Source organism: Pandoraea eparura, assembly GCF_902459725.1.
Lineage (GTDB): Bacteria > Pseudomonadota > Gammaproteobacteria > Burkholderiales > Burkholderiaceae > Pandoraea > Pandoraea eparura.
Genome location: NZ_CABPSH010000002.1, coordinates 759,852 through 780,463, shown reverse-complemented (window position 1 = coordinate 780,463; position 20,612 = coordinate 759,852). Strand labels below are relative to the sequence as shown.

General features: G+C 65.2%; 14 protein-coding genes, 1 tRNA gene and 1 pseudogene. 12 read left to right on the top strand and 4 right to left on the bottom strand.

The window, feature by feature from the left end; genetic code table 11:
• Nucleotides 1–66 precede the first annotated feature (66 nt).
• Together PEP31012_RS07730 and PEP31012_RS07725 are read left to right on the top strand one after the other, a co-directional pair.
• Nucleotides 67–2,133 (top strand): carbon starvation CstA family protein, encoded by a 2,067-nt coding sequence (locus PEP31012_RS07730; protein WP_150588717.1) that lies wholly within the window; start codon nt 67–69, stop codon nt 2,131–2,133.
• Between the two features lie 16 nt (nt 2,134–2,149).
• Nucleotides 2,150–2,347 (top strand): YbdD/YjiX family protein, encoded by a 198-nt coding sequence (locus PEP31012_RS07725; protein WP_150588716.1) that lies wholly within the window; start codon nt 2,150–2,152, stop codon nt 2,345–2,347.
• 95 nt (nt 2,348–2,442) lie between these two features.
• Here the strand turns inward: PEP31012_RS07725 and hemN are convergent, their stop codons facing one another.
• On the bottom strand, nt 2,443–3,984 hold the full coding sequence (hemN, locus tag PEP31012_RS07720) for an oxygen-independent coproporphyrinogen III oxidase (RefSeq protein ID WP_246171177.1): 1,542 nt from the start codon (nt 3,982–3,984) through the stop codon (nt 2,443–2,445).
• A gap of 429 nt (nt 3,985–4,413) precedes the next feature.
• Here hemN and PEP31012_RS07715 point away from each other — a divergent pair, with 429 nt between their 5' ends.
• Entirely contained in the window at nt 4,414–5,382 is a 969-nt protein-coding gene (locus PEP31012_RS07715) for a LysR family transcriptional regulator (RefSeq protein ID WP_150588715.1), read from the top strand.
• A 107-nt stretch (nt 5,383–5,489) separates the two neighbouring features.
• Here the strand turns inward: PEP31012_RS07715 and PEP31012_RS07710 are convergent, their stop codons facing one another.
• From PEP31012_RS07710 to dprA, 3 genes are all read right to left on the bottom strand, one after another.
• Nucleotides 5,490–8,192 (bottom strand): DNA topoisomerase III, encoded by a 2,703-nt coding sequence (locus PEP31012_RS07710; protein WP_150588714.1) that lies wholly within the window; start codon nt 8,190–8,192, stop codon nt 5,490–5,492.
• Between the two features lie 227 nt (nt 8,193–8,419).
• Nucleotides 8,420–8,809, bottom strand: coding sequence for a thioredoxin family protein (locus PEP31012_RS07705; RefSeq protein WP_150588713.1), 390 nt, complete (start codon nt 8,807–8,809; stop codon nt 8,420–8,422).
• Between the two features lie 91 nt (nt 8,810–8,900).
• Nucleotides 8,901–10,283, bottom strand: a complete 1,383-nt coding sequence (dprA, locus tag PEP31012_RS07700; protein WP_246171176.1) for a DNA-processing protein DprA — start codon at nt 10,281–10,283, stop codon at nt 8,901–8,903.
• Nucleotides 10,284–10,517: 234 nt separating this feature from the next.
• On the opposite strand from dprA, the gene def reads away from it, so the two are divergent.
• The 9 genes and pseudogenes from def (at nt 10,518) to PEP31012_RS07655 (ending at nt 20,560) form a co-directional block, all read left to right on the top strand.
• Nucleotides 10,518–11,021, top strand: coding sequence for a peptide deformylase (gene def / locus PEP31012_RS07695; protein ID WP_150588712.1), 504 nt, complete (start codon nt 10,518–10,520; stop codon nt 11,019–11,021).
• 160 nt (nt 11,022–11,181) lie between these two features.
• The gene (locus PEP31012_RS07690; RefSeq protein ID WP_150588711.1) at nt 11,182–12,945 is read left to right on the top strand and encodes an ArnT family glycosyltransferase; all 1,764 of its coding nucleotides are present in this window, start codon (nt 11,182–11,184) and stop codon (nt 12,943–12,945) included.
• A gap of 30 nt (nt 12,946–12,975) precedes the next feature.
• The gene (gene fmt / locus PEP31012_RS07685; RefSeq protein WP_150588710.1) at nt 12,976–13,959 is read left to right on the top strand and encodes a methionyl-tRNA formyltransferase; all 984 of its coding nucleotides are present in this window, start codon (nt 12,976–12,978) and stop codon (nt 13,957–13,959) included.
• A gap of 210 nt (nt 13,960–14,169) precedes the next feature.
• Nucleotides 14,170–15,030, top strand: a complete 861-nt coding sequence (gene htpX, locus PEP31012_RS07680; protein ID WP_150588709.1) for a zinc metalloprotease HtpX — start codon at nt 14,170–14,172, stop codon at nt 15,028–15,030.
• 204 nt (nt 15,031–15,234) lie between these two features.
• The gene (rsmB, locus tag PEP31012_RS07675) at nt 15,235–16,548 is read left to right on the top strand and encodes a 16S rRNA (cytosine(967)-C(5))-methyltransferase RsmB (RefSeq protein WP_150588708.1); all 1,314 of its coding nucleotides are present in this window, start codon (nt 15,235–15,237) and stop codon (nt 16,546–16,548) included.
• Nucleotides 16,545–17,147, top strand: a pseudogene (locus tag PEP31012_RS07670) (DUF4390 domain-containing protein); the annotation flags it as partial. The gene rsmB and the pseudogene PEP31012_RS07670, both read left to right, overlap by 4 nt.
• 199 nt (nt 17,148–17,346) lie before the next feature.
• Nucleotides 17,347–19,638, top strand: coding sequence for a sensor histidine kinase (locus PEP31012_RS07665; protein WP_281355423.1), 2,292 nt, complete (start codon nt 17,347–17,349; stop codon nt 19,636–19,638).
• On the top strand, nt 19,639–20,379 hold the full coding sequence (locus tag PEP31012_RS07660) for a response regulator (protein ID WP_150588705.1): 741 nt from the start codon (nt 19,639–19,641) through the stop codon (nt 20,377–20,379). It begins immediately after the preceding gene.
• Nucleotides 20,380–20,484: 105 nt separating this feature from the next.
• Nucleotides 20,485–20,560: transfer RNA gene (locus PEP31012_RS07655), tRNA-Phe, on the top strand.
• Nucleotides 20,561–20,612 lie beyond the last annotated feature (52 nt).

Sequence of the window (20,612 nt, the reverse complement as noted above, 5' to 3'; positions counted from 1 at the left end):
CGGGGCAGTGCCGCAACGGCACCGTCCCGGGTTGCTGCCTGAAGGAGGCAGTTCCGAGGAGAGACTATGAATCGTATCTGGCAACAACTGCCCTGGGCAGCGGTAGCCGTCGTCGGCGCGTGCGCGCTCGGCACGGTGGCGCTATCGCGCGGCGAAACCGTCAGCGCACTCTGGATCGTGATCGCGGCCGTCTGCGTGTATCTGATCGCTTATCGTTTCTACAGCAAGTTCATCGCGACGCGCGTCGCGCAACTCGACGGCTCGCGCATGACGCCGGCCTGGCGTCATAACGACGGACTGGACTACGTGCCGACCAACCGCTACGTGCTGTTCGGTCACCACTTCGCCGCCATTGCCGGCGCAGGGCCGCTCGTCGGCCCCGTGCTCGCCGCGCAGATGGGGTATCTGCCGGGCATGTTGTGGATTCTCGCCGGCGTGGTGTTCGCCGGTGCGGTGCAGGACTTCATGGTGCTGTTCATCTCCACGCGTCGCGACGGCCGCTCGCTCGGCGATCTCGTGAAGTCCGAACTCGGCATGATTCCCGGGGTGATCGCGCTGTTCGGCGCGTTCCTCATCATGATCATCATCCTGGCGGTGCTGGCGCTGATCGTGGTCAAGGCCCTCGCGGGGTCGCCGTGGGGCACGTTCACCGTCGGACTGACGATTCCAATCGCGCTGTTCATGGGCGTCTACACGCGCTACATTCGTCCGGGCCGCATTGGCGAAGTGTCGATCATCGGCTTCGTGATGCTGATGGCCGCGATCTATTTCGGCCAGAACGTGCACGACAGCGCCACCTTTGCGCCGCTGTTCACGTTCGATGGCAAGCAACTGACGTGGATGCTGATCGGCTATGGCTTCGTCGCGTCCGTGCTGCCGGTGTGGCTGTTGCTCGCGCCGCGCGACTATCTGTCCACGTTCCTCAAGGTCGGCACGATCATGGCGCTGGCCATCGGCATTCTGGTCGTCGCGCCCGAGCTGAAGATGCCTGCGCTCACGCAGTTCGTCGACGGCAGCGGCCCGGTCTGGTCGGGCAAGCTGTTCCCGTTCCTCTTCATTACGATCGCGTGCGGCGCCGTATCCGGCTTCCATGCGTTGATCTCGTCGGGCACCACGCCCAAGCTGCTCGATAACGAAGTCAATGCGCGCTTTATCGGCTACGGCGGCATGCTGATGGAATCGTTCGTGGCCATCATGGCGCTGGTTGCGGCCTCGGTGATCGACCCGGGCGTGTACTTCGCGATGAACAGCCCGGCGGCCGTGATCGGCACGACGCCGGAAGCCGTGGCGCACGTCGTCTCGGGGTGGGGCTTCTCCATCACGCCGGACGTGCTCATCGCCACCGCGCACGCAGTGGGCGAGAACACGATTATCTCGCGTGCCGGTGGCGCACCGACGCTCGCCGTCGGCATGGCCCAGATCCTGCACCGGGTGGTCGGCGGCGAAGCGATGATGGCGTTCTGGTATCACTTCGCGATTCTGTTCGAAGCGCTGTTCATCCTGACGGCCGTGGATGCCGGCACGCGTGCGGGCCGCTTCATGCTGCAGGATCTGCTGGGCACGTTCGTGCCGTCGCTCAAGCGCACGGATTCGTGGCCCGCGAACCTGACCGCCACGGGCCTGTGCGTGGCCGCGTGGGGCTACTTCCTGTATCAGGGCGTGGTCGATCCGCTGGGCGGCATCAACACGCTGTGGCCGCTGTTCGGCATCTCGAACCAGATGCTCGCCGCGATTGCGCTGATCCTCGCGACGTGCGTGCTCTTCAAGCTCAAGCGTGAGCGCTTTGCCTGGGTGACGATCCTGCCGACGCTGTGGCTGCTGGCCTGCACGCTCACGGCCGGATGGCAAAAAATATTCGATGCAAATCCGAAGGTCGGCTTCCTTTCCCACGCAGCGAAGTATCAGGCGGCGCTCGCCGACGGCAAGTTGCTCGCGCCGGCCAAGTCGGTGGCGCAGATGCAGCAGATCGTGTTCAACGATTACGTCGATGCAACGCTCTCCGGCGTGTTCATGTTCGTGGTCGTGTCCGTGGCGATCTTTGGCGTGCGCACCATCCTCGTGGCGCGCCAGGCCAACAAGCCGACGGCTCGCGAAACGCCGTTCGAGCCGCTGCCGACCGGCCGTCAGGTCTGAGACCGGGGGCGATGCCATGCTCGATGAAGTCGGTAAGGTGGGGCGGTATCTGGGGCAGGCCATGCGTCTGATGGTCGGCCTGCCCGACTACGACACCTATGTCGCGCACATGCAGGCCACACACCCGGATCAGCCGGTCATGAGCTACGAGGCGTTCTTTCGGGAGCGTCAGGAAGCGCGCTATGGCGGCAAGACCGGCGGACGATGCTGCTGAGGTGTCGTTAGCCTGACGGCCTCTGTCGCCCAGAAAATGAGAGCGCCCGGTGAGCTTCGCCGGGCGCTTTTTTTATGAGGTCAGCCACGCCGTGCTTACATCACTTTCGCACAACGCGAGTGAGCGTCGCCGCGGCGATAGCGATCGAAGACCTGGGCGACAACGCGCACCAGCAGACGCCCCGCCGGCAGGATGCGCAACCCATGGGCGTCGACGGCCACGAGTCCGTCGGCTGCCAGCTCGGCCAACTCGCCCAGCTCGCGTGCAAAGTAGGTCACGAAGTCAATCTCGTGGGCCGCTTCGATGGGGGCGAAGTCCAGCGACATGTGGCACATCAGGCGCGAAATGACATCGCGACGGAGCCGGTCGTCTGCATCGAGCCGCACGCCGCGCGCGAGCGCAAGTCCGCCGGCATCGATGGCCGCGTAATAGGACTTCAGGGTTTTGGCGTTCTGCGCATAGCTATCGCCGACGCGGCCGATGGCCGACATGCCCACGCCGACGAGATCGCAATCGGCCCGTGTGCTGTAACCCTGGAAGTTGCGATACAGGGTGCCGGCGGCCTGCGCACGGGCGAGTTCGTCGTCAGGACGCGCAAAGTGATCCATGCCGATATGGACATACCCTGCGGCGCTCAGACGGGTGATGATCGTCTGCAACAGCGCCAGCTTTTGCGGGCCGTCAGGCAGGGCGTCGGGCAGACAGCGCTGCATCTTGAACTGCTGTGGCAGATGCGCGTAGCTGAAGACCGACAGACGCTCCGGCGCCATCTCGATCACGGCGTCGAGCGTGTTCGCGAACGACTCGGGCGTCTGATACGGCAGGCCGTAGATCAGATCGAAGTTGACCGACCGGAAGCCGCAGCTTCGCGCCGCGTCGAGCGTCGCTTCGACCAGCGCGCGCGGCTGCACACGATGAATGGCGGTCTGCACACGAGGGTCGAAATCCTGCACCCCGATGGACAGGCGATTGAACCCGAGCGCGCGCAAGGCGCGAATCGACGCCGGGCCGGCACTTCGCGGATCGATCTCGATGGCGTATTCGGCGCTGTCGTCGAGCGTCATCACGAAGTGGCGGCTGATGGCCTCGACGAGCGAGGCAATCTGTTCCAACGAGAGGAACGTCGGCGTACCGCCGCCCCAGTGCATCTGCGCGAGGGTGCGGCCAGCCCCGAGCAGCGACGCCTGCCGCGCGATCTCGCTGTGCAGGCGCTCGACGTAAGCCTGCGCGTGAGCGCGATTGTGCGTAACGATCTTGGTGCACGCGCAGTAGAAGCACACCGTGTCACAGAACGGAACGTGAACATACAAGGAGAGCGGTTTGCCGGTGCGCTTGGACTGCGCCGCTGCGCGCGCGTAGTCGCTTGCGTCGAAGTTCTCGTGGAATTGCAGCGCTGTCGGGTACGAGGTGTAGCGCGGCCCGCTTACGTCGTAACGGGCGAGCAGCTGCGCGTCGAAGGGTATCGGGGGCGCGGCGTGGGCGGTGTTGTGCGGCGCAGGGCTCGCGCTGCACCGTGACTGTCGGAGGCCTTCGGCCGACACACACGACGCGCAGCCGGGGCATGGCGCACCGTTGCGCGGTTTGCTGGTGTCTGAGGCGTTGGCGCAAGGCGTCGACGTAAGGCGGAGCGAAGTCATGACGCGGCCTGTCACAGTAGGGGATATGCGACTGTAGCGTCGCGACGAACGCCTCGCCGTGACCTGGGTCAAATACCCGGCTGATGGCGCCGGGCCCACGTGCGATAACGATGACGGTCCGATGACGGTCTGCGCGTTGCGGATGTCCGGCATCGATCCCGAATCCACGGCCACAACGGCGCGTCTCATAGGGCGGCGATGCGCCCAAATCATTGCCATGTCAGGCAAATTTTGGCGGCCTACGGTAAGCTAGCGCCTTATTGAAGTCCCCCGCCGTGTCGATAGCCCAGGCGGCACGCGCGGCTCGCATCGGAATAACCTCGGGCGGGGGCCGACTGGTGCTCGCGGGCAGGTGCAGCGCCAGTGAATGGCTGGCCCCCCATGCACGTCCCCGCCAGTACGACGCGGCACATCACGCTTGGAAACTACATGGACCGTCTGCAATCGATGCGTGTTTTCGTCAAAGTGGCCGACAACGGGAGCTTTGCCCGTACGGCTGCCCAGATGGATCTGTCGGCCGCCGTGGTCACGCGACACGTCGCGGAACTGGAATCGCATCTCGGCGTTCGTCTGCTCAATCGCACCACGCGCAGCCTGTCGCTGACCGGCGCGGGGCAGGTGTATCTGGAGCGCTGCCGGCAAATCATCGACGAAGTCGACGAGGCCGATGCCCTCATCTCCAGCGCCTCACGCGATCCGAAAGGCACGTTGAAGGTCGTCGCCCCGGTGTCGTTCGGGCTGCGCAACCTCGCGCCGCTCATCAAGAAGTACCAGGAGCTGCACCCGAAGGTCGTGGTGGACCTCACGCTCTCCGATCGGGCGATCGACCTGGTGGAGGAAGGCTACGACTGCGGCATTCTGCTCACGCGCATGATCAACAGCGAAAGCCTGATTTCGCGTGTGCTTGCCGAGACGCGCGTGATGTTGTGTGCGTCGCCGGCCTATATCGCCGAGCACGGCGAACCGGTCACGCCGCAAGAGTTGGGCGAGCACGGTGTGCTCGGGCTGCCGAATGACATCTGGAGCGAAGATCGCGTGTTTTCCGGCCCGGACGGCGAAGTACGTGTGCGTGTGCAGAACAAGTTCATCTGCAACAACACGGCGCTGCTGCGTCAGTCGGTGCTGCTGGGGCACGGGATTGCGTTCCTGCCGTCGTACCTCGTGGGTAACGATGTGCGCGACGGCGATCTCGTCGCGCTGATGCGCAACTACTCGCAAACGCCGGTCGATGTTTCGCTCGTCTATCCAAGTCGCAAGTATCTGTCGGCCAAGACGCGCGGCTTCATCGATCTTACCGTCGAGTACTTCCGTCAGAACGAGGGCATTTCGGCCGCCGAGCGCTGGGTACCGCCCAAGATGCCGTCGTCGAGCGCACCGGCCGCCGGAATGTCGGTGTGAGGTTTTCCGCGGCGTGACATGGCAAAACGGCCACTCCTGAGAGAGCGGCCGTTTTTCATTGCCCGGTGACGACCGGGCAATACGACACCCCACGACACCCGATCCGCCTAGAACGGCGCTTCGTCGTCCTCGATGGTGTTGTCCGATGCGCCGGACGCCGCCTCGTGCTTGGCGGACTTGGCCGGCTTGGCCTTCGCCGTCGTTTTCCGGGCGGCAGTCTTCTTGGCCGGTGTCTTTGCCGCCGCGGTCTTCGCTGCCGTCTTGCGCGCCGGTGCAGCCTTGCCGTCAGCCTCGGCGTCGCCAGCCTTCGCCGCCGTCTTCTTCGGTGCCTTCGCTTCGAATTCGAAGCCGATGGTGCCGTCCTTCTGCTTGGCCAGATACGCCTTGAACGTGCGACCGGTGCGCGACGACTTGAAGTTCGTCAGCAGATCCGTCTTGCCTTCGGTGAGCAGCTTGTGAATCTGCTCGCGCGTGATTTCCTGCTGAAGAATCACCTTGCCCGACGTGAAGTCGCAGGTCTTCGGGCTGGCGACGGCGTTTTCGCAGACATAACGCATGCCGTGCTCGAACACGCTCGCGCCGCACTTCGGACACTTGCCGACCGGCTCCTGCCCCGTGAAATCGGGCGCCTCGCCGTCTTCGTCGCCGTTGTCCTGGCCGAAGTCGAACTCGAGCTTGTAACCCATCTCGTCGTCGGGCGAGAGCTTGAGAATGGCCGAGAACGGACGCCCCATCTTGCTGCGGAAACCCGACAGCGGTCCGATCGTCTTGTTCTTGAGCAGGTCTTCGACTTCCGGGATTTCGAACTGACGCCCGCCCGGGATCTTCGAGATCGAGAAGCTGCAGCTCGTGCACGCGAAGCGCCGATAGTTCTCTTTGACCACGCTGCCGCAATGCGGGCACGGCGTGGTGAGCGTGGCGTAGTCGCCGGGAATGGTGTCCGAGTCGTATTCCTTCGCGCGTTTGACGATGGTCTGCGTCATCTGCGCGATCTCGTGCATGAACTCGTCGCGCTTGAGGCCGCCGCGCTCGATCTGCGAGAGCTTGGCTTCCCACTCGCCGGTGAGTTCGGGCAATGTGAGTTCGTCCACGCCGAGCCCGCGCAGCAGCGTCATCAACTGGAAGGCCTTGGCCGTCGGATGCAACTCGCGGCCTTCGCGCACGAGATACTTTTCCGTCAGCAACCCTTCGATGATGGCCGCGCGCGTGGCCGGAGTTCCCAGCCCCTTGCCCGCCATCGCCTCGCGCCACTCGCCTTCTTCAACGAGCTTGCCCGCGCCTTCCATGGCCGAGAGCAGCGTCGCTTCGCTGTAGCGCGCCGGCGGCTTGGTTTGCAGGCCGACCGCTTCCACCTTGTCGACACCGACCTTCTCGTCCTTCGCGACCGGCACGAGGTTCGGCTGCTCTTCCTTGCCGTCCTTGCTCTCTTTCCCGTCGCCCTGCGCTTCCTTGCCGTAAATGGCAAGCCAGCCGGCGTTGACGAGCACCTTGCCCTCGGTCTTGAAGTGATGGCCCACGATTTCCGTGATCCGGGTCGTCACCTGGTACTCTGCCGCCGGGAAGAACACCGCCAGGAAGCGCTTGACGACGAGGTCGTACAGCTTCTGCTCCGGCTCGGAGAGGTTCTTCGGCGCCTGCAGCGTCGGGATGATGGCGAAGTGGTCGCTGATTTTGCTGTTGTCGAAGATCCGCTTGTTCGGCTTGACCCAATCCTTGTTCAGGATCTGGTTGGCGAACTGGTGGTAATTGTTGCTCTCCTTGAGCACGGCCATCGTCTCCTTGACGGTGGCCAGATAGTCTTCGGGCAGCGCGCGTGCGTCGGTACGCGGGTACGTCAGCACCTTGTGCTTTTCGTACAACGCTTGCGCCAGACCCAGCGTGTTCTTTGCGGAGAAGCCGAAGCGGCCGTTGGCCTCACGCTGCAGGCTCGTCAGGTCGAACAGCAGCGGCGAGAGTTGCGTCGACGGCTTCGATTCTTCCGTGACCGTGCCGTGCTTGCCGCGCACCGCCGCCACGACCGATTCGGCCGCCGCCACACTCCACAGGCGCGAATCGCGCTGCTCTGGATCGAATTCGTTGCGCTTGAAGTTCGGATCGAACCAGCGCCCCTCGTAGAAGCCCGCGGCGGCAACGAAATCGGCGCGCACTTCCCAGTAGTCGCGCGACACGAACTTGCGAATCTTCTCTTCGCGCTCGACCACGATCGACAGCGTCGGCGTCTGCACGCGACCCACCGTCGTCAGGAAGAAACCGCCGCCCTTGCTGTTGAACGCGGTCATGGCACGCGTGCCGTTGATGCCCACGAGCCAGTCGGCTTCGGCGCGGCTGCGCGCGGCGTCGGCCAGCGGCAGCATGTCGTCGTCGCTGCGCAGACGACCGAAGCCGTCGCGGATCGACTGCGGCGTCATCGATTGCAGCCACAGACGCCGAACCGGCTGCTTCGCCTTCGCGTGCTGGGCAATCAGGCGAAAAATTAACTCCCCTTCACGTCCCGCGTCACAGGCGTTGATCAGGACGTCCACGTCCTTGCGCTTGATGAGCCGAGTAAGCACCTTCAGCCGCGACTCGCTCTTGGCGATCGGCTTGAGGTCGAAATGCGGAGGAATCACGGGAAGGTTGGCAAAACTCCACTTGCCGCGTTTGACTTCATAGTCTTCCGGCGCGCCGATTTCGACGAGGTGGCCAACCGCCGACGAGACGACGTAGTCGTCGCTCTCGAAGTACTCGTCATGCTTGGTAAAGCCGCCCAGCGCCCGCGCGATGTCATTCGCGACAGACGGTTTCTCGGCAATGATCAGAGCTTTTGACATGACGTTAGGTATTGGTGAGGGGGCGTCGCCAAGCGACATTCGTTGGCTTTATAACATATAGCCAATCCGGCGTTGCCGTCGGATCGGGCACACGGCGTGCCCGAAAGCGGCACATCATAAGCGCGTCGCAAGCCGTCGGCAAGGGTGGGCACGGCGGTGCCGCGCCATGGCCGTGGCGGGGCGGCGGGCGCTGCGGGGGGGCGCTTGCCACCCGGTTCCGGCGGGCGTTATCCGGCAAGCAGATGCTCGCGCAGCGCGGGGGCGGCGACCGTGGCGTCGCCCAGCACGTGCGCATCGAGCATGCGCTCAAGAATGCCGATGGCGGGCAGCACGGGACCGAAGAAACGGGCCTGTCCCGCGGCCTGCCGGGCGTCCTGCACCAGTAGGGTCGGGAAGTTCTCGATATCGTGATCGTCAAGCCAGTCGGCATGCGTCTCGATATCCACCCAGACGAAACACAGCGCCGGATGGCGCGCAGCCAACTGTTCGAACGCCAGCGCGTACTCCCGGCAAGTGCCGCACCACGCCGCGCACAAACAGGCCACGAGACGCGTGTTGCCATCGGCCAGCGCGGCGGCGAGCGCGGAACGGTCGGCGACGGGATCGAAAACGGGCATGGTGTCGGTGAAATCGGTATTTGGGGATTGGGAGAGCACGCAGCGGCGAGCAGCGCATTTCGGGTATCGGCCTCGGCGGTCGGGGCATGCGTCAGCGTACGCCCGGGTCGGTCCGCCGGGCAAACCGTCCACCGGGCAGCCGGGCGATGTGGCCATCGAGTTCGAGCACGCTCAGATGCGCAAGTATCGCGGTGATCGCCAGGCCGGTGCGCCCGCACAGCGTGTCCGCGCTGACCGGATCATACCCCAGCGCTTCCAGGACTGCTGCCATGCCGGGCGATGCGTCCCTGGGCGTCACTGCTTCGGCGCGGACTGACGGTGGGCCGTCAACGCGCCCGTCGTCGTGAACGTCGAACAGATCGGTTGTTGCGCTGGCAGACGGCTGGCGGCGCGATGCGCGGGCGCGCTTGCCGCGCACGCTTGCACGGACATCTCCCGAATGTCTTGCGCCTCTCGATGGGCCCGGCTCGACCACCGCGCCCGCCACCACTGTGTCAACTGTACTGGCGGGCGGCGCGATGCCCAGGGCTTCGAAAACGTCTTCGGGCGATGTCGCGAGCGTGGCGCCGTCACGGATCAACGTGTGGCAACCGCGGCTTTGCGGTGCGTGGATCGAGCCGGGCACGGCGAGCACGTCTCGGCCCAGGTCGCCCGCCAGACGCGCTGTGATCAGCGAACCCGAATGCGTTGCGGCCTCGACGACCACGATGCACTGCGCGAGTGCGGCGATCAGCCGGTTGCGACGCGGGAAATGATCGGCACGGGGCGGTGTGCCAACGGGAAACGCGGACAGCAACAGGCCGCGTTCGGCGATGCGCTCGGCCAGGGCGCGATGGTGCGCGGGGTAGACGAGATCGGCCCCGGTGCCGACGACCGCACAGGTGCCGCCCGTTGTCGCGAGCGCTCCCTCGTGGGCGGCGGCGTCGATGCCGGCCGCGAGCCCCGACACGACCATGACACCGGCGTCGCCCAACGTGCGGGCGAAGTGCCGCGCGTTGTCGCGTCCCTGCGGCGTGGCACGGCGGCTGCCGACGAGCGCTACCGCCGCGCCCCCGGCTCGGTTGGGCAGGCCGACGTCGCCGCGGCAATACAGGATCGGCGGGGCGTCGCCAAGCGCCAGCAGCGCGCGCGGGTAGGCCGGCTCGGACAACGTCACGACGGCACACCCGGGTTGGCCCGCCCAGTCGAGCGTGCGGGCGACCTGCGCACTCAACTCGGCGGACATTGGCGCGAGCAACCTGGCCACGAGGGCGTCCGGCAGCACTTCAGCGAGCCTGACGCGCGACGCACGAAAAATCGCCTCGGGCATGCCGAATGCCATCAACAGACGCCGCACCGCCGCAGGCGGCACCCCCGGCGTGTGGCATAACCGCAGCCAGTCCTTGATTTCCGCACGGTCAGCACCGATCTGATGCGTATCGAGCAAGGGGGCGGCGTGAAGGGCGGGTTGACCGGCCACGGCGTAGGAACGCACGTCGGGATGAGGCTCGGAGCAGGACTCGGGGCAAGGCGCTTGGGCAGGTAGCGCATCGCCGGCCGCCAGCGTCGAGAAGGGCGCTATGCTAAAATTTTTCATCATCCGGTAAGCATTGACCGGGGGGCCAAGGCGAACATCCGTTGCGGCGCGCACATCGCGACGCAGCCGCCATCGCAAGATTGTGCGTTCGCGGCCACCCGTTGGGCAATGCGGCGAATTCCCGTTTTCATCATGGCATTACTGACAATTCTTCAATATCCCGATCCGCGTCTGCACAAGGTGGCCAAGCCGGTTGCCAAGGTCGACGACCGAATTCGCCAGCTCGTCAAGGACATGGCCGAGACCATGTACGACGCTCCCGGCATTGGTCTCGCGGCCACGCAGATCGACGTGCACGAGCAAGTGATCGTGATGGATCTCTCGGAAACGCGCGACGAATTGCGCGTGTTCATCAATCCCGAGATCGTCTGGCGCAGCGATGAGCAGAAGGTCTATGAAGAGGGCTGCCTCTCGGTGCCCGGCATCTATGACGAAGTCGAGCGCGCCGACCGCGTGCGTGTGCGCGCCGTGAACGAGCAGGGCGAGGCGTTCGAGCTGGACGCCGACGGCCTGCTCGCCGTGTGTATTCAGCACGAGATGGATCACCTCAAGGGCCGCGTGTTCGTCGAGTACCTCTCGCCGCTCAAGCGCAATCGCATCAAGCAAAAGATGAAAAAGCAGGTCGAACGCGCCTGAAATGCGCCTGAAACCGTCCGTCGGCGCCCAGCCCGGGCGCGCGCCCTGAAAAGTCCTCTATACTTGCAGCGCTCGCGGGCGCACACGCTCGCCTTCCGCCGCTGCGACGGGGCGTCATCGAACGACCGCCGTCGGGCCAACCCCCCGACCGTTTGCCGAGATGTCCATCGCCATCGCTTCGCCGTCCTCCCGCACCCGCACGATTTACTGGCTGAGCGCCGCGTTCCTGTCCGCCTTTGTGCTGGCGGGCCTGTTCGATCGCGACCCCTGGAAAGCCGACGAGCCGTATTCGGTCGGCATGGTGCTCAACTTCTTTCGCGGACACGATTTGATCGTGCCGCACGTGGCCGCCGATCCTTTCGTGGAAAAGCCGCCCGTGATGTACTGGACGGGCGCGTTCTTCGCACGCTTGGCGTCCGGTGTACTGCCGGTCTTCGATGCGGCGCAACTCGCGGTGCTCGCCTGGCTCGTCATCGCGGTGATCTGTGTCGGCCGGCTGGCGCAACGCCTCTATGGCCCGGCGGATACGCAAAATACCGACACGTTCAACTGGCTCGCGCCCATGCTCATGGTGGGCAGCTTCGGGGCCATTGAGAACATTCACAAACTGACGGCGGATGTGCCACAGCTGGCAGGCGCCGCGCTTGCGCTGGCGGCGCTCGCCCGCCTGGCCAAAGCCGAGAACTCGTCGCGCCTGTGGGGGCTGCTGTTCGGGACGGGAGCGGGTATCGCCTTCCTGAGCAAGGGCCTGCTGGTGCCCGGCGTGTTGGGGCTCACCGCGTTGGCCGTGCTTGCCGTGCCGGCCTACCGCACGCGCCGCTATTCGGGCGCGCTCGGCTGGGCGGTGCTGGCGTCACTGCCGTGGCTGATCATCTGGCCGGCGTTGTTCTGGCATGCCTCCGAGCCGCTGTTCATCGAATGGTTCTGGGATAACAACTTCGGCCGGTTTTTCGGCTTCGTTCATCTCGGCGGGGAGCGCACGACCTATGGGAGCGATGCGGCGAGCCTGATCGGGTTGACCTTCCCGGCCGGCTGGCTCGCCATCGGCGCGCTGGTCGCACAACTGCGGCAGGGCGGCGGGATGCGGCGTTTTCTGGGTGAGTGCCCGGAACAGGCCATGCTCTGGCTATACACCGGCCTATTCGTGGCGACGCTCGTCGCGTCGTCGGCGATTCGCGATATTTATATGTTGCCGCTCTTCCCCGCCATCGCGGTGCTGGGCGCAGGCGTGCGCCTGCCGACCTGGCTTGAGAAGACCTGGTCCGGTGTGGCGCTTGTCCTCATGAGCGGGTTGGGGCTGTTCCTCTGGGTGCGCTGGGGGCTGCAACTGACCGGAAACGGACACATCGCCGCCGGGCCGATCGGCAAGTGGTTGCCCCTCGATTACCTGCTGCCGTTCTCGCCGGGACTGGTGCTCACGGCGGTCATCGTCGCCGCGTTGTGGGGCACGGCGATCGTGAATCGCCGTCAGCTCGGCGCTCTGGTGTTCGGTTTCGCCGGGCTGATGTTCGTCTGGGGAACGCTCTCGACGCTGCTGCTGCCCTGGATCAACGAGGCCCGCAGCTACCGTACGCCGTTCGACGCGCTGCGCGAGTCGCTCGTCCATGCGGTGCCGCATGGCACGCCATTGACGACCCGATGCGTCGGGTCGTACAACGTCGGCGAGTCGGAGCGTGCCATGCTCGACTATTTCATCGACGTGCGTCCGGTACAGCTTCAGGATCTGGCACAGGCGTCGCGTTGCAGTGTGCTGCTGTTGCTCGACAAGGCCAATGCGCGCATTCCGGCGCCGGAAGGCTGGCGCGAGATCTGGCAGGGCGGCCGCGCCGGCGATAGCAATGAGCGCTTCCGCGCCTTCGTGGCGCCGTCGGCAGTGGTGGCTGCATCCCCTATCACCCCTGTCGTCACCGCCGCCGTCAAGTAAGTTATCGCGTTCCGCCCAAGGAAGTTCGTCATGACGCTTCGCATCGTTTTCGCCGGTACGCCGGAATTCGCACAAACCGCGCTTGCCGCCATCGATGCTGCTGGTTTTCCTGTGGAGTTGGTGCTCACTCAGCCGGATCGTCCTGCGGGTCGGGGCATGAAGCTGCATGCGAGTCCGGTCAAACGGTACGCCCAGGAACGGGGCATGCCGGTGGCGCAGCCGTCGTCGCTGCGCCGTCACGGCAAGTTTCCGGAAGAAGCCGCCGCAGCCATCGAACAACTGCGCGCGCTGGCGCCAGATGTCATGGTCGTGGCCGCGTATGGCCTGATCCTGCCGCAGGAAGTGCTCGATCTGCCCCGCTACGGGTGCCTGAACATCCACGGTTCGCTGCTGCCACGATGGCGCGGCGCGGCACCGATTCACCGTGCCATCGAGGCGGGCGATGCGCAGACCGGCATCACCATCATGCAGATGGACGCTGGTCTCGATACGGGGGCGATGATTCTGTGCGAGGCCGAACCCATCGGTCCGGAGGACACCACGGCGACGCTGCACGACCGTATGGCGGCGCTCGGCGGCAAGTTGATCGTCGACGCCTTGCGCCAGCTCGTGCGCGACGGGCATCTGCCCAGCGTCGCCCAGCCCGAGGCCGGGGTGACCTACGCGGAGAAGATCGCGAAGCAGGAAGCCGTGCTCGACTGGCGCAAGCCCGCCGAGACGCTGGCGCGGCAGGTGCGGGCGTTCGATCCGTTCCCCGGGGCGCTTGGCACAGTGCACGACACCCCCGTCAAGCTGTGGCGTGCGAGCGCCGTGGCGGGCAAGCCGGGGGTTGCCCCCGGCACCGTGCTCGAAGTGAGTGCCGACGCTATCGTCGTCGCCTGTGGGACCGGCGCGCTTCGCGTGACCGAGTGCCAGAAGCCGGGCGGTAAGCGTCTGCCGGTGCGTGAATTCCTCGCGGGATTCGCACTGAGCCCCGGGAACGTTTTCGCGACCGGCCAGCCGCCGGCGCAGTAATATCGACCGACTCGGTCGTTCCGATCGTCGAAACCGTACGGAAAGGCCACAAAACGTCGTTGAATCGGCGGGAAATGCCTGCGAACGTCTGAAAAGTCTCGCAACGGGGGCCGCGGCGTTGAATTTTTGACGACCGGCACCATCTAACGCCCGGGGACACGCAAAGTGCGTGGCTTCATTGGGTCATCAAGATTTGCAGAGGAGAACACCATGTTCAATTGGATGAAGACCACCCTGCTGATGGCGGCCATCACCGCGTTGTTCATGGTGGTGGGCGGCATGATCGGCGGCAGGCAAGGCATGATGCTCGCGCTGGCGTTCGCGCTCGCGATGAATTTCTTTTCGTACTGGTTCTCGGACAAGATGGTGCTGCGCATGTACAACGCGCAGCAAGTCGACGAGACGAGCGCACCGCAGTTCTACAACATGGTGCGCGAGCTGTCGCAGCGCGCTGGGCTGCCGATGCCGAAGGTCTACCTGATCAACGAGGACTCGCCCAATGCGTTCGCGACCGGCCGCAGCCCGGAGCACGCCGCCGTGGCGGCCACGACCGGCATTTTGCGCGTGCTCTCCGATCGCGAGCTGCGCGGTGTGATGGCGCACGAGCTGGCGCACGTGAAGCATCGCGACATTCTTATTTCGACGATTTCCGCCACGATGGCCGGTGCCATTTCGGCGCTCGCCAACTTCGCCATGTTCTTCGGCGGACGTGACGAGAACGGCCGTCCGGCCAACCCGATCGCGAGCATTGCCGTGGCAATTCTCGCGCCGTTGGCGGCTTCGTTGATCCAGATGGCGATTTCGCGCGCCCGCGAATTCGAGGCGGACCGAGGCGGCGCGGAAATCTCTGGCGATCCGCAGTCGCTGGCGATGGCGCTCGACAAGATTCACCGCTATGCGCAGGGCATTCCGTTCGAGGCGGCTGAGCAGCATCCGGCCACGGCGCAGATGATGATCATGAACCCGCTGTCCGGTGGCGCGATCGCCAATCTGTTCTCGACGCACCCGGCGACCGAAGAGCGCGTGGCACGACTCATGGAGATGGCGCGCACCGGCCAGTATCCGGTCTGATCGTGCGCGTCACGCGGCGACACACGCAAGAACACGCAAGAACACGCACGAAAGTGAGGACCGGCCCCAGCGATCAAGGCTTCGCCTGCCCACGTGGGGGTAGCCTTCTGGCACGGCTCGCCAGTCTGCTATCCTGTGGCCCGACAGCCGTCCGATCGACCCCATGCCCGCCGTCGCGCGGGCATGTTTGTTTGTAGAAAGCCCATGCCGCAACCGAGTCTGCCCACCGAATCCCTGGCTTACGCGCTGCAGCGCGCCGCGCAGGCCCTCGAATCCGTCCAGAAGGGCACCGCGTTGCCGCAAGCGCTGGCGCAAGCCACCACGCAATGCCCACCGACCGTGCGCGCCACCGCACAGGATCTCGCCTACCGCGCCGTGCGCCGCCTGGGCAGCAGTCGCGCGCTGCTCGACTTGCTCGTCAAATCCGCACTGCAAGCCCGCGTGCGCGACATCCTGCTGTGCGCCTTCGCGTTGTTGCAAGATACCACCGAGGATGCTGCGTACACCGAATTTACGGTCGTCGATCAGGCCGTGGAGGCGATTGCCGTCCAGCGTCGCACCGTCGCCGCGAAGGGGTTGGCCAATGCCGTGCTGCGTCGCTTCCTTCGCGAGCGCGAGACCCTGATGGCCGAGATCGCGAAGCAGCCCGAAGCCCGCCGGAACTACCCCGCGTGGTGGATCGACACGGTTCGCCAAGCCTACCCCGATCAATGGGAGACGTTGCTTGCCGCCGGCGACAGTCGCGGGCCGATGACGCTGCGCGTGAACACCCGCCGCGTCAGCGTGGCGGCCATGCAGGCGAGTCTCGCGGCGGCAGGCATGGCCGCCGAGGTTATTGGACCGGTGGCGTTGCGGCTCGCACAGGCCGTGCCGGTGGACCGACTGCCGGGTTTTGCCGACGGGTGGGTGTCGGTGCAGGACGCCGGCGCGCAACGGGCCGCGCCGCTCGTGCTCGGCGAGCCGCCGCGCGCCGGCCTGCGGGTGCTGGACGCTTGCGCGGCCCCGGGCGGCAAGACCGGCCATCTGCTCGAGCTGGCCGACGTGCAGGTCACGGCGCTCGAGTCGGATCGCCTGCGCGTGCCGCGCATCTACGAAAACCTCGAGCGTCTGGGGCTCACCGCGGACGTGCGCATCGGCGATGCCGGCATGCCGTCGAAGTGGTCGGGCGGCGGCTGGGACGGCGTGCCGTTCGATCGCATTCTGGCGGACGTGCCGTGTTCGGCGTCCGGCATCGTGCGACGCCATCCGGATATTCGCTGGCTGCGTCGCGAGGCCGACATTGCGGCCCTGGTCGAAGCGCAGCGGCGCATTGTGCTGGCGCTCTGGGAAACGCTGGCCGTGGGCGGCGAGTTGATCTATGCGACGTGCTCGATATTCCCGGCAGAAAATGAACAGCAAGCGCAATGGTTTGAACGGGTTCGCACAGATGCGGTACGATTGGACGCTCCCGGGCAATTGCTGATGACCCCTGGCGGCGCCCACGACGGCTTCTATTACGCTCGCTTCCAGAAACGGTGACTTTCTCCCAACGGCTACTGACCAGTTTGCTGCCGCTGCTGCTGTGCGTTTTTGCGCTCGGCTTTGCTGCGCCCGCGCGTGCCGACAATGACATCCAGGTGCGTGAAGCCCGGCTCGAACCGTCCGAGGGTGGCTGGACGCTCGATGCGCGCTTTGCCTTCGAACTCAACAGTAGCCTGGAAGATGCGGTCAATCGCGGCATCTCGCTGTATTTCACGACCGACTTCGAACTCACCCGCTCGCGCTGGTACTGGTTCGACGAGAAGGTCGTGAGCACCTCGCAGAGCGTGCGGTTGTGGTTCCAGCCGCTCACGCGTCAGTATCGCGTCTCCAGCAACAACGGCAACAGCAGCAATGGCGGACTGCAACTCGGCTTCGCCTCGTTGCGCGACGCGCTCGCGCTCGTGCGCAATGTGAGCGGTTGGCGCGTCATCGACAAGGGTGTCGTCAAGCCGGGCACGCAGTATCAGGCCTCGGTGCGCATGCGGCTCGACAATGCCTTGATGCCCAAGCCGTTCCAGATCGACGCCGTGAACAATCGCGACTGGAATCTCAGCTCCGACTGGGCGCGCTTCCTGTTCACGCCTGCGCCGCCGGCGTCGGCGTCAACGTCGACCCTCGTGCCTGCGACACCGATCGTGGCCGCGAGCGTGGCCGTCGACGCCCCGAATCACGCGTTCCGTCTGAGGGGCACCCTGCCGCTCGCCTTCAGTGCGGCGCTGCCGCCCGGAGCCGCCCGTGTCAAATAATGGCGGCAGCCTGCTCAAGCACATCGTCATTCGCACGCTGATCGTCACGATGGCGCTCGTCGCCATCGGGCTGTTCGGCCTGCTGGCGCTCGCGTCGGCCAATACCGAATTTTTCGATCGCTACTATTCGCTGCTCTACACCGCGAATATCGCAGTGGCGTTCATCTTTGTCTTTATCGTCGGCGCGCTCGTCTGGATTATTCTCGCGCGCCTGCGCCAGCGACGCTTCGGCACGCGACTCCTCGCCAAACTGGCGATCTTCTTCGCACTGGTGGGCGTGCTGCCGGGCGGCATCATCTACCTCGTGTCGCTGCAGTTCGTCTCGCGCAGCATCGAGTCGTGGTTCGACGTGCGCGTCGAGACCGCGCTCGATTCCGGGCTCGAACTGGGCCGCGCCATCCTGAACAATGGTTTGTCGGATCTCAGCGCAAAGGCGCAGCTCGTGGCCGACAACCTCGCGTCGCGAGGCGAGAAGGGCGGAACGCTCACCCTGCTGCGCATGCGCGACCAGTTTGGCCTGCAGGACGCCACCATCGTCGACGGCAACGGGCGTGTGCTCGCGTCGGCCTCGGGCAACTTCAATGCGCTGGTGCCGGATCTGCCAACGCCGCTCATGCTGCGTCAGGCCCGCACGCAGTCGCGCGGCTACACGGCCATCGAAGGCGGCAGCGAGGGCTACGACAGGCACCAGGCGAAAGATCAACTGCGCTGGCGCGTGGTGATCCGCATCCCCTCGGGGTACACCTCGTCGTTGCAGGACGAAGAGCGTTTCCTGCAAGTCACGCAACTGGTGCCGGCCAATCTGGCGCAGAACGCCGAGGCGGTGCAGAGCGCCTATCGCGAATACCAGGAGAAGGCGCTTGGCCGCACGGGCCTTCGCAAGATGTACATCGGCACACTGACGCTATCGCTGTTTCTCGCCACGTTCGTGGCGATGATGCTCGCGCTGGCGCTCGGCAACCAGCTCGCGCGACCGCTCTTCCTGCTCGCGCGCGGTACGCAGGAAGTCGCGGCCGGTGACCTGTCGCCGAAGGGGGAGGTGCGTACCAACGACGAACTCGGCTTCCTCACGCAGGCGTTCAATGCCATGACGCGCCAGTTGTCCGACGCGCGCGCCACGGTCGAGCGCAACCGGCTCGCGCTCGAAAGTTCGAAGGCGCACCTGGAGAGTATTCTGTCCAGCCTGACGGCCGGCGTGTTCGTGTTCGATCGCGACTTCCGTCTGACGACCGCCAATGCCGGTGCCGAGCGCATCTTCAAGCAGAGCTTCCAGGGCGAGCTTAACCGCTCGCCGGCGAATATTCCGGCGCTCGTGGAGTTCGGCGAGACGTTGCGTCGTGCGTTCGCTGATCGCGACGCGAACGCCGATCTCGGTCCGGGGGGGCACTGGCAACAGCAGATCGGCCTGACGCTGCCGGGCGAGACGGATGCCGTCACGCTGCTCGTGCGCGGCTCGCATCTGCCCGAGCCGATGGTCGCGGTGGCCGGGGTGCCGACGCGTGCCGGCGGTGGCTACGTCGTGGTGTTCGACGATATCAGCGACGTGATTTCGGCCCAGCGTTCGGTCGCATGGGCCGAGGTGGCGCGGCGTCTGGCGCATGAGATCAAGAATCCGCTCACGCCGATTCAGCTCTCCGCCGAGCGGCTGCAAATGAAGTTGTCCGACAAGCTGCCGCCGGCCGATGCCGAAGTGCTGCGCCGCGGCGCGACGACCATCGTGAACCAGGTGGCGGCCATGAAGCGCATGGTCGACGATTTCCGCGACTACGCGCGTCTGCCGCCGGCGATCATGCATTCGCTGCAACTCAACGAGTTGATCGGCGAGGTGCTGACGTTATATGGGGTGGAGGAAGGGCGCGGCGCGATTCGTCCGTATCTGGACGCGGGCCTGCCGGAGATTCGCGGCGACTCGACGCAATTGCGCCAGGTTATTCATAATCTGCTGCAGAATGCTCAAGACGCCGTCAGCGCGACCGAAAACCCTCTTATCACGGTGGAAACGAAGACAGTAGAATACGCAGGAACGGATATGCATCCCGGTGAACCGAAACGCACGGCAGTGCGCTTGACGATCACGGACAACGGGCCGGGCTTCCCGGCGCGCATTCTGACCCGCGCATTCGAGCCCTACGTGACGACGAAGTCGAAGGGCACCGGGCTCGGGCTGGCGATGGTCAAGAAGATCGTCGACGAGCATCACGCGCGCATCGACATTCGCAACCGGTCCTTACCCGAGGGCGAAGGCAGTGCAGGCGCACAGATTTCGATCTTGTTTACTCAATTGGCTGACGACCAGGAACTGTCGCGCAACAAGCCGGCAGAACACACGAAGGTAGCGTAAATGGCAACCATTTTGGTGGTGGACGACGAAATGGGGATCCGGGAGCTGCTCTCCGAGATTCTGAGCGACGAGGGGCATGTCGTGGAAGTTGCGGAGAACGCGCAGGAGGCGCGCGCCTTCCGCGCCGCGCACACCCCCGATCTCGTGCTGCTCGATATCTGGATGCCCGATACCGACGGCGTAACGTTGCTCAAAGAGTGGGCGGCGCAGCAGTTGCTGACGATGCCCGTGATCATGATGTCGGGCCACGCCACGATCGATACCGCCGTCGAGGCGACCAAAATCGGGGCACTCAATTTCCTCGAAAAGCCCATCGCCTTGCAGAAGCTGTTGCAGGCGGTGGAGCAGGGGCTTGCGCGCGGCAAGCGCGATGCGTCGGGCGGTGCGCCCAGCGCGTTCGAAGCCGACGACGACGCGCCGGACGCGGGCGTCTTTGGCGAGAGCGAGCCGCGCCACGCGGGCGCGGGCCTGAACGGCTCCGCCCTGCACCATGCCTCGCTCGGTGCCCACGATCTTGAGGGCGCCGCTGCGGGCGCGGTGGCCGGCATGTCAGGCGACATCTCATTCGATGTTCCGCTGCGCGAGGCGCGCGATGCGTTCGAGCGTGCCTACTTCGCCTACCATCTGGCCAAGGAGCACGGCAGCATGACGCGTGTGGCCGAGAAGACCGGGCTGGAGCGCACTCACCTGTATCGCAAGCTCAAGCAACTGGGCGTGGAACTCTCGAAGAGCAAGACGTGATGGCATGGCGGCGCGCTCAGGTGCGCTGCCATGCCGCTTTCCTGCAGATTTTTTCGACGAGGGGCTTGCGCGAAATGTCTGCAGTCTCTATAATCGCTTTCTCTTGGCCCGGTAGCTCAGTTGGTAGAGCAGCGGATTGAAAATCCGCGTGTCGTTGGTTCGATTCCGACCCAGGCCACCAAATTCGAAGGGCTTGCGCATATCGCAAGCCCTTTTTGCGTTTGAACGAAAAC

Coding starts and splice junctions, on each gene's coding strand:
- PEP31012_RS07730 (WP_150588717.1), top strand. CDS start 67: ATGAATCGTATCTGGCAACAACTGCCCTGGGCAGCGGTAGCCGTCGTC.
- PEP31012_RS07725 (WP_150588716.1), top strand. CDS start 2,150: ATGCTCGATGAAGTCGGTAAGGTGGGGCGGTATCTGGGGCAGGCCATG.
- hemN (WP_246171177.1), bottom strand. CDS start 3,984: ATGACTTCGCTCCGCCTTACGTCGACGCCTTGCGCCAACGCCTCAGAC.
- PEP31012_RS07715 (WP_150588715.1), top strand. CDS start 4,414: ATGGACCGTCTGCAATCGATGCGTGTTTTCGTCAAAGTGGCCGACAAC.
- PEP31012_RS07710 (WP_150588714.1), bottom strand. CDS start 8,192: ATGTCAAAAGCTCTGATCATTGCCGAGAAACCGTCTGTCGCGAATGAC.
- PEP31012_RS07705 (WP_150588713.1), bottom strand. CDS start 8,809: ATGCCCGTTTTCGATCCCGTCGCCGACCGTTCCGCGCTCGCCGCCGCG.
- def (WP_150588712.1), top strand. CDS start 10,518: ATGGCATTACTGACAATTCTTCAATATCCCGATCCGCGTCTGCACAAG.
- PEP31012_RS07690 (WP_150588711.1), top strand. CDS start 11,182: ATGTCCATCGCCATCGCTTCGCCGTCCTCCCGCACCCGCACGATTTAC.
- fmt (WP_150588710.1), top strand. CDS start 12,976: ATGACGCTTCGCATCGTTTTCGCCGGTACGCCGGAATTCGCACAAACC.
- htpX (WP_150588709.1), top strand. CDS start 14,170: ATGTTCAATTGGATGAAGACCACCCTGCTGATGGCGGCCATCACCGCG.
- rsmB (WP_150588708.1), top strand. CDS start 15,235: ATGCCGCAACCGAGTCTGCCCACCGAATCCCTGGCTTACGCGCTGCAG.
- PEP31012_RS07665 (WP_281355423.1), top strand. CDS start 17,347: ATGGCGCTCGTCGCCATCGGGCTGTTCGGCCTGCTGGCGCTCGCGTCG.
- PEP31012_RS07660 (WP_150588705.1), top strand. CDS start 19,639: ATGGCAACCATTTTGGTGGTGGACGACGAAATGGGGATCCGGGAGCTG.